Origin of the sequence: Candidatus Poriferisodalis sp., assembly GCF_965219595.1 — a bacterium.
Taxonomy (GTDB): domain Bacteria; phylum Actinomycetota; class Acidimicrobiia; order Acidimicrobiales; family Poriferisodalaceae; genus Poriferisodalis.
Map to the genome: position 1 here is coordinate 1,163,782 of NZ_OZ244781.1, position 11,621 is coordinate 1,175,402.

Annotated in this window: 13 protein-coding genes and 2 tRNA genes; 7 read left to right on the forward strand and 8 right to left on the reverse strand. The window is 68.2% G+C overall.

What is annotated here, in order from left to right:
* The first annotated feature begins 21 nt into the window (after positions 1 to 21).
* Positions 22 to 1,020, forward strand: coding sequence for a WD40/YVTN/BNR-like repeat-containing protein (locus ACOQPE_RS04990; protein ID WP_420610781.1), 999 nt, complete (start codon positions 22 to 24; stop codon positions 1,018 to 1,020).
* Positions 1,021 to 1,075: 55 nt separating this feature from the next.
* A complete protein-coding gene (locus ACOQPE_RS04995; RefSeq protein ID WP_420610782.1) occupies positions 1,076 to 2,371 on the forward strand; it encodes a tetratricopeptide repeat protein in 1,296 nt (431 codons plus the stop codon).
* Between the two features lie 31 nt (positions 2,372 to 2,402).
* Here ACOQPE_RS04995 and ACOQPE_RS05000 read toward each other — a convergent pair whose 3' ends face one another.
* Both ACOQPE_RS05000 and ACOQPE_RS05005 read right to left on the reverse strand, forming a co-directional pair.
* Entirely contained in the window at positions 2,403 to 2,933 is a 531-nt protein-coding gene (locus ACOQPE_RS05000; protein WP_420610783.1) for a DUF1801 domain-containing protein, read from the reverse strand.
* Positions 2,933 to 3,009 (reverse strand) — tRNA-Ala (locus ACOQPE_RS05005). Before ACOQPE_RS05005 ends, ACOQPE_RS05000 begins: the two co-directional genes overlap by 1 nt.
* A 104-nt stretch (positions 3,010 to 3,113) precedes the next feature.
* Between ACOQPE_RS05005 and ACOQPE_RS05010 the strand changes: the two genes are divergently transcribed.
* The 4 genes from ACOQPE_RS05010 to ACOQPE_RS05025 all read left to right on the forward strand — a co-directional run bounded on the left by ACOQPE_RS05010 (position 3,114) and on the right by ACOQPE_RS05025 (position 7,452).
* A complete protein-coding gene (locus ACOQPE_RS05010; protein WP_420610784.1) occupies positions 3,114 to 4,322 on the forward strand; it encodes an MFS transporter in 1,209 nt (402 codons plus the stop codon).
* 90 nt (positions 4,323 to 4,412) lie between these two features.
* On the forward strand, positions 4,413 to 5,522 hold the full coding sequence (locus ACOQPE_RS05015) for a methyltransferase domain-containing protein (RefSeq protein WP_420610785.1): 1,110 nt from the start codon (positions 4,413 to 4,415) through the stop codon (positions 5,520 to 5,522).
* 56 nt (positions 5,523 to 5,578) lie between these two features.
* Positions 5,579 to 6,481, forward strand: a complete 903-nt coding sequence (locus tag ACOQPE_RS05020) for an LLM class flavin-dependent oxidoreductase (RefSeq protein WP_420610786.1) — start codon at positions 5,579 to 5,581, stop codon at positions 6,479 to 6,481.
* A 74-nt stretch (positions 6,482 to 6,555) separates the two neighbouring features.
* On the forward strand, positions 6,556 to 7,452 hold the full coding sequence (locus ACOQPE_RS05025; RefSeq protein WP_420610787.1) for a TIGR03564 family F420-dependent LLM class oxidoreductase: 897 nt from the start codon (positions 6,556 to 6,558) through the stop codon (positions 7,450 to 7,452).
* On the opposite strand, the gene lgt is transcribed toward ACOQPE_RS05025, so the two are convergent.
* Positions 7,375 to 8,280 (reverse strand): prolipoprotein diacylglyceryl transferase, encoded by a 906-nt coding sequence (gene lgt / locus ACOQPE_RS05030; protein WP_420610788.1) that lies wholly within the window; start codon positions 8,278 to 8,280, stop codon positions 7,375 to 7,377. The two genes, ACOQPE_RS05025 and lgt, sit on opposite strands and share 78 nt — an antisense overlap.
* Positions 8,281 to 8,331: 51 nt before the next feature.
* On the opposite strand from lgt, the gene ACOQPE_RS05035 reads away from it, so the two are divergent.
* On the forward strand, positions 8,332 to 9,069 hold the full coding sequence (locus ACOQPE_RS05035) for a maleylpyruvate isomerase family mycothiol-dependent enzyme (RefSeq protein ID WP_420610789.1): 738 nt from the start codon (positions 8,332 to 8,334) through the stop codon (positions 9,067 to 9,069).
* Between the two features lie 44 nt (positions 9,070 to 9,113).
* On the opposite strand, the gene ACOQPE_RS05040 is transcribed toward ACOQPE_RS05035, so the two are convergent.
* From ACOQPE_RS05040 to ACOQPE_RS05060, 5 genes are all read right to left on the reverse strand, one after another.
* A complete protein-coding gene (locus ACOQPE_RS05040) occupies positions 9,114 to 10,100 on the reverse strand; it encodes an NAD(P)-binding domain-containing protein (protein ID WP_420610790.1) in 987 nt (328 codons plus the stop codon).
* Positions 10,101 to 10,125: 25 nt separating this feature from the next.
* Positions 10,126 to 10,263: a hypothetical protein gene (locus ACOQPE_RS05045; protein ID WP_420610791.1), complete on the reverse strand. Its 138-nt coding sequence runs from the start codon at positions 10,261 to 10,263 to the stop codon at positions 10,126 to 10,128.
* Positions 10,264 to 10,343: 80 nt separating this feature from the next.
* A tRNA-Ile gene (locus ACOQPE_RS05050) sits at positions 10,344 to 10,417 on the reverse strand.
* 59 nt (positions 10,418 to 10,476) lie between these two features.
* A complete protein-coding gene (locus ACOQPE_RS05055) occupies positions 10,477 to 11,196 on the reverse strand; it encodes a DUF3566 domain-containing protein (RefSeq protein WP_420610792.1) in 720 nt (239 codons plus the stop codon).
* 17 nt (positions 11,197 to 11,213) lie between these two features.
* Positions 11,214 to 11,618, reverse strand: coding sequence for a pilus assembly protein TadG-related protein (locus tag ACOQPE_RS05060; protein ID WP_420610793.1), 405 nt, complete (start codon positions 11,616 to 11,618; stop codon positions 11,214 to 11,216).
* Between the last annotated feature and the right edge of the window lie 3 nt (positions 11,619 to 11,621).

The window sequence follows — 11,621 nt, forward strand, 5'->3', positions numbered from 1 at the left end:
CGTGCGATCTAGGGTGAGCCCATGAACGGTCAGCTGCTTGCGGGAACCACCAAGGGCGTCTTCGCCATCGACGACGCGGGGTCCAGACAGACGCTCGAAGCACGCCACGTCCGCGACCTCGTCAACCTCGACGGCCGCCTGTTCGCCGGGTCGGCCGCCGGCCTGTTCACCAGCGAGGACGGCGGCATCACCTGGGCCGGGCCACAGCTCGCCGGGCGCGAGGTGTGGCAGATCCGGGCCGCCAGCGACGGCCGGCTGTACGCCAGCACCGAGCCCGCGGCCCTGTTTCGCAGTGACGACGACGGCGCAACGTGGGACGAGATCACGGCATTCGCTGCGCTCCCCGAAGCGGAGCGCTGGTGCGTGCCGGTCGAGCCTCCCCTGCCGGGGCGGGCACGTGCGCTCGTCATCGACGAGGACGATCCCGACCGCATCTGGGTCGGTGTCGAGGTCGGCGGTGTGGCCCGCACCACCGACGGCGGCGAGAGCTGGACGGTCGACCTGCCCGGCGACAACCCAGACATCCACATGATGTTCGCCCACCCCGCCGAGCCGGGGGTGCTGTTCATCAGCACCGGATACGGCCGCTTTGACGGCGTCGCCGAAGAGCTCGAAGGCAACGCCGGCGTGTTCCGCTCCGACGATTACGGCGAGTCATGGCAGTACGCATGGAAGGGCGTCGTGCCGCGCTACTCGCGTCCCCTGTGTATCGATCGCCGCGACCCCTACAGCGTCACCGTCGCCAGCGCGCCCACGGCCTTCTCCCACTACAAGGACGACGGCGGGGCTCATGCGGACCTCTACAGGTCTGATGACCACGGTCAGTCGTGGCGGTCGCTCTGCGACGACGCCCACTCGCCGTCGCCGGTCAACTTCCATGGCCTGATCGCCGATCCTGACAACGTGGGCGGGGTGCTGGTCGGCACCGACACCGGCGAGGTATGGCAAGTGTCCGACGATGCCCAGTGGACCGAGCTGGGGTCCGGCCTCCCGCTCGTCTGGTCGCTGGCGGTGATCTGACGCGACCCGGGAGGCCACCGACAGCCCGACGGCGGCGAAGCTGGAGACGGAGCGCATGCAGGACCGCTACGGCCTCGAAGTGAGCACCTCATCCGCCGCGGCCCGTGACGCCTATGTCCAGGGCATCGACCGCATGCTGTCGGCCGAGGCTGGGGTCGAAGAATGCCTGTCGACGGCGATCGCGGCCGACCCAGGGTTTGCCCTCCCTCACGCCGCCTTGGCCCGCCAGCACCAGCTCTACGTGCGGCCCGACGAAGCACGGGCCTCAGCGGAGGCCGCCGTCGAGCTGAGCCGGGGCGCGACCATCAGGGAACAGCGGCACATCGAGATTGTGCGGCTGCTCATTACCGGCCAGGTGCCCCAAGCGCTCAACCTCATCCGCCAACACGTCATCGACTTCCCTCGCGACGCGTTCGCCCTGGCGCCCGCCTGCGGCGTGTTCGGCGCCATCGGCTTCAGAGGCCGTATCGGCCGCGAAGCCGAACTGCTCGCCTTCCTCGAGCCGCTCGCCACCCACTACGGCGACGACTGGTGGTTTGCCACCGTGCATGCCTTCGCCCTCATCGAGACCGGACGGTGGGACCGGGGCCGGCAGCTCGCCGAGCATGCGCTCGAACAGCGGCCAACCACCCCCCACGGTGCCCACACGCTGGTACATGCGCTCTTCGAAGCCGGCGCAGATGACGAAGCGGTCGACTTCCTCGATCGGTGGCTCCCCGAATCTGACCCGGCGAGCGTGCTGCACTGCCACATCTGGTGGCACTACGCGCTGGTGCTCATGGCAGTCAGCCGCCACGACGATGCATGGCAGGCCTTCCGACACAACTGCCTGCCTGGCACCACGACTAGCCCACCGATCACCGTGTTCTCTGACTCGTCATCGTTCATGTGGCGATCGGAGTTGGCAGGGCAACCTCGCGATCGCGCCGTCTGGCAGCAGGTTCGAGAGTTCTACGAGGAGCGGTTCCCACAGCCCATCGTGTTCGTCGATGCCCATGCCGGGCTCACCTACGCCGTCCTCGGCGAGACCGAAGAGCTCCAGGCGTGCATCACCCAGCTGCAGGAGCTTGGCGAGGCAGGCCGCCTGCCGGCAGGCACCACCGGAGCAACGCTGGCTCGGGCCTACAGCGCGTTCGTCGATGAGAAGTGGTCGACGGTCATCGATGTCCTCGAGCCGCTGATCCCCCAGGTCGTCCGCATCGGCGGCAGCCGGGCCCAGCGTGACCTGATGACCAATACGTTGCTCGCGGCCTATGTCAAAGCCGGTCGTACCGACGAGGCACGAGCGTTCTGTGCCCAGGTCGTCGACCGCCGACCCACTCGCCCGGTGGCTGGCTTCGAATTGTGCTGATCGCGGTTGTGAGATCGCAGCCCGCCGTCAATCAGAACCCATGCCAGCCGTCGAGTGCTGCCGACTGTTCAATCCACGCTGACATCTGCGCGGTGTCGAATTGATCCTCAGGGATGTCCACCCAGCGCGAATCAGGATCTTTGCCCGAGCCAGGCGGCTCGGGAACGAGCAGCGCGCCATTCAGGAACGTCACCTTGACGTAGCGGGTGAATGCATGGCAGCTCGCGAACCACCCGCGCCCCTCGATGCCGTAGAAGGGTGAGTTCCAGCGCACGGCCTTGCGCACGTCGGGCACGACGTGCTCGACCAGATCATCCAGCTGGCGAGCGATGGTGCCCTTCCAGCCCGGCATCGCCGCGATGTAGGCCTGCACGGGAGCGTCGCCATCGCCTTTGGGAATCTGCGGGTTGCCGCCTGCGAGCAACTTCGGTGACTGCGCATCGGACATCGAGCGTGCGCTGTCTGGCGCACCTTCTCGTCGTGCTGCCATTTCTTCCCGCTCTTGTTCGCTGCGCTCACGGGCCGCTCGGGCCACGGCTTCGCCCTGCAGGCTCAGCCTCATGGTGGAGCTGACGGGACTCGAACCCGTGACCCCCTGCTTGCAAAGCAGGTGCTCTTGCCATCTGAGCTACAGCCCCAAGAAGCGAGGGCCACCGAGGGTACCGGCCAGCGGTCCCCGCGATTCCGGGCGAGGTCAGCGGAACCCGCGGGGCAGGCCGGCGCAGGGCAGGCTTGGAGACTGGTGGCCAGCACATCGAGTCTGAGATTCCCGGGCGAACCGGAGGACGCGTCGGCCCCGTGGTCGATTGCGGCTGCGGCGTTTGCTGCCAACTTCGTGACGTTCGGGATCCTCTTCTCGTTCGGAGTCTTCCTGACGCCCATCGCGGACGACCTCGACACCACGACCGGACCGGTGGCCGCCCTGTTCTCGACGGCCGTCTGCACCTACTACGCCGGCGGCGCCATCGGAGGTCGCATAGGGGACCGCTACGGAGCCCGCCTGCTGGTCGGAGTCGCAGCGGTGGCGATGTCGGCGGGCCTTCTGCTGACCGCCTGGTCGAATGCGCTGTGGCAGACCTACGCCGCCTTCGGGGTCTTGGTCGGGCTCGCCACGGGTTTCTGCTACCCGTCGATGATCGGCCTGATCGGTCGCAGCTTCAGCGAGCGACGGCGGCCAGCGGCGATGGGCTTCCTGCTGGCCGGCGTGGGAGCCGGGACGCTGGTCATGCCGCTGGCGAGCCATGCGTTGATCTCGAGGCTGGGCTGGCGCCAGACCTACGCCGTGCTGGCGGCTGTGGCTCTCCTCGCCATCGGCTGGGCAGCGACGCGCGGCGACCGGGTGAGCTTGCCGACGGCCGGCCTCGTTCGTGTCACCCGGCTGGTGCGCTCGCGCCGATTCCTGCTGTTCTTCGCGGCAGTCGTGGCAATCGGGCCGGGCTTCTACGCGCCGGTCGCGTTCTACAACGACTACGCGGTCGACCGCGGTGTCGCGCCGGCATTGGCCGCCGCACTGATCGGCATCTCGGGCGCGACGAGCGTCGCCGCCCGCCTGGCCTGCGGCGCACTGGGTCACCGCGCCGATCCGATGTGGCTGTGCCGGGCGGCCTTCGCAGCCATGACCGCAGCGCTGGCGATCTGGTGGATCTCAGACGGGAACCCCGCCATGCTGATCGCCAGTGCCGTTGCTCACGGCGTCGGCTGGGCGGTATGGGTGACCGCCACACCCTCCGTGCTGGCTGGCTGGTACGGAGTTGCGAACCTGGGCGGCGTGATCGGCATCCACTACACGGGCCTCGGAGTCGGCGCGCTCGCCGGTCCGGCGGTTTGCGGCTTCATCATCGACGCCTCCGGGTTCGGACCCGCAATCGGGCTCGTCACCGTCACCAGCTTGGCGGCACTCGGTCTGTTGATGCTGCCGATGCGGGAAGCGGCCGTCACAGGATCGCCATAGGGCGTACATGGATCGGGCCCGGGGCTCAGCCTCTTAGAACATGCGCGGACTGTTCCACCAGCTAGTCGCGTCGCCTATTGCTTCCCGCTCTTGTTCGCTGCGCTCACGGGCCGCTCGGGCCACGGCTTCGCCCTGCGGGCTCAGCCTCTTAGGCTCCCCCGGGTGAGCAGCATCTGGCAGGTCGCACGCGGACTGAAGATGTCGTACCGCGGCTCGGACCTTCGACACCGGGTGGAGCAGCTGAACGGGCGGCTCGACGAGACGTATGCGTCGAGCGACGGCCCGACTTCCGACCACGCCGAGACGGCAACGGAGTACTACGACATCTGCAGCCACCTCATGATCTACGGCTGGGGTGAATCGCTCCACTTCGCACCGCTGTCTCCGCAGGAGAGCCTGGAAGACTCGAAGCTCCGGCATCAGCGGCTGATGATCGACAAGCTGGATTTGCGCGAGGGCATGTCGGTCATCGACGTCGGGTGCGGGATCGGCGCGCCGATGCGGACCGTGGTCCGTGAAGCAGGAGTCACGGTCACCGGCATCAACAGCAGCGAAGTCCAGCTGGCCAGGGCGAGAGAGTTGACCGCCCAAGCAGGCCTCAGCGACATGATCGATTACGTGGAAACCAGCTTCATGGACATGGGCACCATCGAAGACGGCAGCTACGACCGGGCCTACGCGATCGAGTCGACCTGCCACGCACCGGACAAGGTGGGCGCCTTCACCGAGATCGCGCGCGTGCTGAAGCCAGGCGCACTGCTGTGGGGCCAGGAAATGTGCCTGACCGACACGTTCGACGCCGACAACACGAATCACCAAGAGATCAAGCGAGAACTCATGCGCGGGATCGCGCTCAAGAAGATCGCGACGTTCGCCGAAGTCAACCAAGCACTGGAGTCGGCAGGATTCGAGGTGATCGAAGGCATTGACCGCGGAACTGCCGAATACGGATCGACGACGCCGTGGTATCAGCCGATGGAGGCGCGCAGCGGTACAGCCCGTAACACCCCGCGCGGGACACCACTGAGTCGACGACTCGCGATCGGGGCCGCACGCTTCGTTGAGACGTTGAGGATCCTGCCCCGAGGCACCGCTGAGGTCGCCAAGCTGCTCGATCGCACCGCCAACGCGTACGTCGCCGGCGGCAAGACGGGAATCTTCACGCCGCTGTACTGCTTCGTGGCCCGCAAGCGGCCCTGAGAGCCTCGCGGCTCAGCCCACGGCGGCATTCGGGCACGTCTGCTAGGAAACCCCGCATGAACATGCCTGCCATCTCGCTGGCGGCCGTGCGCGGTCGCCGTGAACGCACCCTGGAAATCGCCGCTGAGATAGAACAGCGCGGCTTCAGCGGCATCTACTGCCCCTCGATGGGCGATCCGGTGGCGCTGTGCCAGGCGATTGCCCATGTCACCAACGAGATCCACTTCGGCACCTCGGTGCAGCCGATCTACTTCCGCAACCCGGTCGATATGGCCTCGACTGCGGCATTCATCCACGAGGTCTCGGGCGGGCGATTCTGGCTGGGCATCGGCGTGACGCACGGGCCGGTGCATGAGCGCCTCGGCATTACGCCCGGCAAGCCGCTCGCCGACATCCGCGAGTACATCGCCGCCATGGAGGCCGCTTCGGCACAGCACGGCGAACTGCCGCCGATCGTGCTGGCCACGCTGCGCCAGCGCATGGCCGAGCTGTCGGCCGAGATCAGCTCAGGGGCGGTGTGGGCCAATGCGAGCTGCAACGACTTCCAGAGTTCCGTGGCGCACCTCGGCGAGGCCGCAAGCCGTGACGACTTCTTCGTGGGGAACATGATCCCGACGGTCATCGATGACGACCGCGCCGCCGGAGCAGCGCGGAACCGCAAGACGCTGGCCGGCTACGTGTCGCTGCCGAATTACCGGAACTACTGGAAGCAAGCCGGCTGGGTCGACGAGATGGACGCGGCTGAGACGGCGATCGCCGCGGGCGACTCCGAGGCGTTGAACCGGGCCATGACCGATGACTGGCTGTCGAACGCGACGCTGTACGGGTCGGCCAGCCAAGTCCGCGACGGCGTCGAGGCATGGTTCGACGCTGGCTGCAAGACACCGATCCTGGTGCCGTCCAGCACGAGCGGCGGCCAGCTCAAGGCGCTCGAGGAGCTCTTCGACACATTCGCCTGAATTCGGCGCCTGAGGCCATAGCGGAGAAGCCGCAGCTCGGAAACACCGATGGGCGCGCCGTTACGCTGCCGGGCATGCATATCGAGCTGTTCGGATTCGACACCACACCTGAGCGCTTCGAGGCCAGCATCCGCGAGGCCTCCGAGCAGGGCTTTCGGCGCTACTGGACGCCTCAGATCTTCGGCCACGACGCGCTGACCACCATCGCCGTCGCCGGCCGCGAGGTGCCCGGCATCCGGCTCGGCACCGCCGTGGTGCCCACCTACCCGCGGCACCCGATGATGCTGGCCCAGCAGGCGCTCACGACCCAAGCCGTGATCGGCGGCCGGCTGGACTTGGGCATCGGTCCGTCGCACAAGCCGGTGGTCGAAGGCATGTGGGGGTACTCGTTCGACCGGCCGATCGCGCACATGCGTGACTACCTGACGATCTTGACGAAGCTGATGACAGATCGGCGCGTCTCCCACGGCGGCGATGCCGTCGTCGGACGTGGCGAGATCACTCCCCCGGCTGCCGATGCGCCGCCGGTGTTCGTCGCTGCGCTGGGCAGCCAGATGCTGCGTCTGACTGCACGCATGGCCGACGGCACGTTCACCTGGATGACCGGACCGGCGACGCTGCGGGATCACACCGCGCCCACCATCAACGAGGCGGCCGCCGAGGCCGGGCGGCCGGCGCCACAGGTAGTGGCCGGCTTCCCGGTGTGCGTGACCGATGACGCGGGCACCGCCCGCGAGCGAGCCGCCAAGGACCTGGTGGTGTACGGCACGCTGCCCAGCTACCGGGCGATGCTCGACCGGGAGGGCCTCAGCGGCCCCGAGGACATCGCCGTCATCGGCAGCGCCGCCGAGGTGAGCGACCGGATCAATGCGCTGGCCGATTGCGGCGTGACGTCATTCGCCGGATCGGCCTTCGGCACCCTCGACGAGCAAGCCGCCACCCGCGAGACCCTGATCAGCTTGCTGAGCTGAATCGGGGCCGCGGCGCAGGCCCACCAGCACGGCAATCAGCGCTGCGAGGCCGACCACGATGCTGGTCCACACATTGATCCGCACGCCCCACAGCTCGTTGGCAGTGTCGATGCGCAGCAGCTCGATCCACAGCCGCCCAGCGGTGTAGCCGAGTACGTACACCGCGAACAGGTAGCCGGCGCTCAGGTGCGGCAGCACCTTGGGGACCACCCACACGAGCGTCGCGGCCAGGCACAGATTCCATAGCGCTTCGTAGGCGAACGTGGGATGAAACGTCTCTTCGAGGCCGTAGCCGGCCACACGATGCGCCTGGTCGATCTCGAGCCCCCACGGCAGGTCCGTGGGCTGACCGTACAGCTCCTGGTTGAACCAGTTCCCCAGCCGGCCGATGGCCTGGGCCACCGCGAGCGCGGGCGCCAGCGCATCGAGCATCGCTCCGGTGCTGTGCCCGCCACGGCGCAGCATCCACACCGCCACCAGCACGCCGACCGAGATGCCGCCCCAGATGCCGAGGCCGCCCTGCCAGATCCTCAGCGCGTCGCCGAGGCTGTCCTGGTACCGGTCGAAGTCGGTGATGACGTGGTACAGCCGGGCACCGATCAGGCCAGCGGGGACCGCCCAGATGGCGATCGTCCCGACCAAGTCGTTGGCGCTAGCCCGATACGCATCGTCCCGGTCTGCGATGGCCCGGCGCCAGCGGCGGGAGGTGATCCACAGCGCAACCAGCACCGACACCGCGATGGCAACGCCATAGGCTCGAATATCGAGCGGGCCGAGCGAGATGTAGCTCCGCGACGGGCTGGGAATCGACGCCAGGAGCCCGCTCACGTCATGGCTGCGGCCATTGGCTCGACCGGCAAGAGCAGGAGATCACAGGCCATGAATGCCACAGGGTACGCAGAGTTGCGGGCTGCAGAAGGCGCGCGACTCAACGAAATCGCCGCAGATGCTGAACGCTCGCCGGACATGTGGGCCAGACGCGTCCCCAGCTGCGGAGACTGGACCCTCGAAGCACTGATCGAGCACTGCGCCACGGTGTGGACGTTCGTGCACAGCAGCATCACCGCGGGAGCGCGCGTCGACCCGGCCAGCTTCACCAAGCCTGCCGGTTCGGTGTCGCAGTGGCACGCAGAGGCATTCGGTGCACTCACCGATCTCATGACTGAGCGCCCACCGGACGCCGAAGCCTGGACGTGGGACCCCGAGAACCAGTCGATGAGCTTCTGGTGGCGACGCATGGCCCACGAATCCACGATGCACCGGTGGGATGCCGAAGCCGCCCTCGGCATCACGCCTGCTCCGATAGCACCCGAACTCGCGGTCGACGGCGTCGACGAACTCTTCGATGTCTATGTGCGCCTGCGGCTACCGGACGGGTTCGCCGGAAACGGCGAGACCCTGCACCTGCACGCCACCGACGCTGACGGAGAATGGGTCATCACCCGCACACCCGACGGGATGCAGGTGGAGCGTGCGCATGCGAAGTGCGACGTAGCTGCACGAGGCCCGGCGCAAGACCTCCTGCTGTTCGCGTGGGGTCGCATCGGCCCCGAACGGCTCGAAACGTTCGGCCGCACCGAGCTGCTGGATGAGTGGCAGCGGGACGTGCGCTTCTGACCGTGTGCCCGCAGCGGAGGCGGCAAGCGCCTCCGCTCCCAGCGTCACAGGCGCGCCCCCTCGTAGGCGGCGGCGCGGACGCCTCGCTCGGCCAGCTCGGCCAGCCACGGCAACGGGTCGTCGAGCATCCCCAGCCCCCACGCGCCGGTGGGCAATTCGTCGGCCAGCGCCCAGCCGGCAGCGGTCGCTGCCACCGCGGCAGCAGCCGCACTCGGATGGTCGATCACGCCCAGCACGTCAGTGCGGTGGCGGCCGTCTCGCACGCCGCGCAGCTCCACCCGCACCCCGCCCGGCCCGCCTTCGGGATGGGGCGGCCGCAGCATCGGCAGCATGGCCGTGAGGCGATCGCGCCGCGTGCCCGCCACCCGAGCGGTCACCCGTTCGACATCACTGAACGCCGGCACCAGCAACAGCGCATCCGCCAGCGCCGCCCGGTAGCAGTCGTGGGCGCCGAGCGGGTCGGGGAACCACACGAGCTCCCGACCCGATCCGCCGCGCCGGCGGCGCCATTGACCGTCGCGCCAATCCACCGAGGTGCCGGTTCTGGCACGGTGCAGCTGCCGCTGGCATGCCGGACCGCCGGTGCCGACCCGGGCGATGTGCACCTCGGTGACCACGTCGAATCGGGCGGCGCCGTGGCGCGCCAGCAGGCAGCTGTATCCCGGCGAGAAGCCCGCACCGACCACGACGGACCGCTTGGCATTCATGGCTCGCTTGTTCATCTCGAGCAACTGCTCGACGTCGGCCACAGCACCCGACAGCGACACCACGTGCGAATGGCGCTCGAGGGCCTTGCCGGCCAGCGCAGCGTGGCCGCCGCTCGGCAGGCTGAGCACCACCACATCCGCTTCGGGCAAGGCACCGGGTTCCAGCACCTCCACGTCCACATCGAGCAACTGTGCAGCGAGGCCGCGCAGGCGAGCAGTGTGGCGCGATCCCAGCACGAGACGATCGACGTCGGGCCGTGAGGCCAGCTGCCGGGCGATTCGCTGCCCCACCGCGCCCGCACCGATGACCGCGACTGTGCTCATCCGATCGAGCTCATGTATTCAGCAATCACCGCAGGTCTGGTCCGGCCAGCTCACGCCAGCTGCCTTCACGGCGAGGGATGTCCTGCGACGAGCGCAGCCGCAGAACGACCGTGACCAATCCACCCACGACGACGGCGAGCAACGCACGGCGAAGAAAGCTCACTGAGCTTCCCGCTCTTGTTCGCTCCGCTCACGGGCCGCTCGGGCCACGGGCTCGGCCGCTGGAAGCATGCAGTGTGCGTGTGGGGCTAGATGGAATCGAACCAACGACCTCACCCTTATCAGGGGTGCGCTCTAACCGACTGAGCTATAGCCCCGCGGAGCCGCACACACTACAGCCAAGTGGCCAACTAGTGCGCCCGCTGGTTTCAGCCTCTCAGCGGGCGGGCGGGCGGCGCTCGTCTTCGAGCACCGTGACCCGGATGCCGCCGGTGAGATCGCTGATCAGGTTGAACATGATCGCCATCACCACGTTGAAGGCCACGCCGACCGTGGCGACGATGAGCCCGATGATCCGGGCACGCCCGAAGATCACCATGCCGTCGATGGTCCAGCTTTCATAGGAGCCGACTTCGGTGATGAACGACTCCACCTTGTCGACGAGACCTGAGCGCTGAGCCGCATTCCACAGCAGCACACCCGCTGCCAGCACCGCGACATACAAGCAGGCGTACAGCAGCACCGACACTTTGAACACCGACCAGGGATCGATGTGACGCAGGATCCGATGCGTTCGCCGGACCCGGGCTCGACGCTGGCCCAGCCATGCCCAGCGCACCGCCGGGGATTCTTGGGGGTGCGTCGAGGTAGAGGGGGGTGGGGCCATCGCCGGCTGGCTGGCTGCAGCAGGAGGTGGTGGTGGCAGCGTCTGGCCCGGCGGCAGATGGGCCGGCGCGCTCTGGCCCTGCGACGGGGGGATCTGAGGCGGCATGGATGCAGCGGGCGCCGGATTCTGTGCGGCCGGCGTGCGGCCACGGCGACGACGGGTGCTGCTCGCTGGGGTAATGCCCAGCGCCTCGGCGAAGAGTTCGTCGGTGGGAGTCGGCCCGCCCGGCTCCGGCGACGGCGGCTCCCCACCCGATGTCGCATCGGCCACGCTTCGCAGTGTAGGAGTCAGCCCGCAGGACCCCCGGTCGCCGAATCCACCGGCGGCAACGGTGCCGCGGCGGCAGCCGACGCTCGCTGGCCATCGAGTTCCACGATCACCTCCACTTGGACCGTGTCATCGCCGACGCGAACTTCGAATGATGCCAATTCCCCGCCAGCGTCGAGGGCTATGGCCGACGCGGTCGCGTCATCGGGAAGCACGCCGTCCGCGATCGCGATGTGGTCCGAAGCTACGAGCGTCGCCAGCGCTGCAGCGTCCGCGGCGGCTTGGGCTCGTGAGCTTGCCAGCGCCGCCTGACCCCAGCGGGCCACCAAACCCAGCGCTACGAGCAACGCCAGCGCCAGCAGCGCCACTGGCAGTGCCGCCTGCCCGCTCTGGATCTGAGTCGTACGCGACGCACACGTCGGCATCAG

Coding starts and splice junctions, on each gene's coding strand:
- ACOQPE_RS05035 (WP_420610789.1), top strand. CDS start 8,332: ATGAATGCCACAGGGTACGCAGAGTTGCGGGCTGCAGAAGGCGCGCGA.
- ACOQPE_RS05000 (WP_420610783.1), bottom strand. CDS start 2,933: ATGAGGCTGAGCCTGCAGGGCGAAGCCGTGGCCCGAGCGGCCCGTGAG.
- ACOQPE_RS04990 (WP_420610781.1), top strand. CDS start 22: ATGAACGGTCAGCTGCTTGCGGGAACCACCAAGGGCGTCTTCGCCATC.
- ACOQPE_RS05040 (WP_420610790.1), bottom strand. CDS start 10,100: ATGAGCACAGTCGCGGTCATCGGTGCGGGCGCGGTGGGGCAGCGAATC.
- ACOQPE_RS05060 (WP_420610793.1), bottom strand. CDS start 11,618: ATGCCGACGTGTGCGTCGCGTACGACTCAGATCCAGAGCGGGCAGGCG.
- ACOQPE_RS05020 (WP_420610786.1), top strand. CDS start 5,579: ATGAACATGCCTGCCATCTCGCTGGCGGCCGTGCGCGGTCGCCGTGAA.
- ACOQPE_RS04995 (WP_420610782.1), top strand. CDS start 1,076: ATGCAGGACCGCTACGGCCTCGAAGTGAGCACCTCATCCGCCGCGGCC.
- ACOQPE_RS05025 (WP_420610787.1), top strand. CDS start 6,556: ATGCATATCGAGCTGTTCGGATTCGACACCACACCTGAGCGCTTCGAG.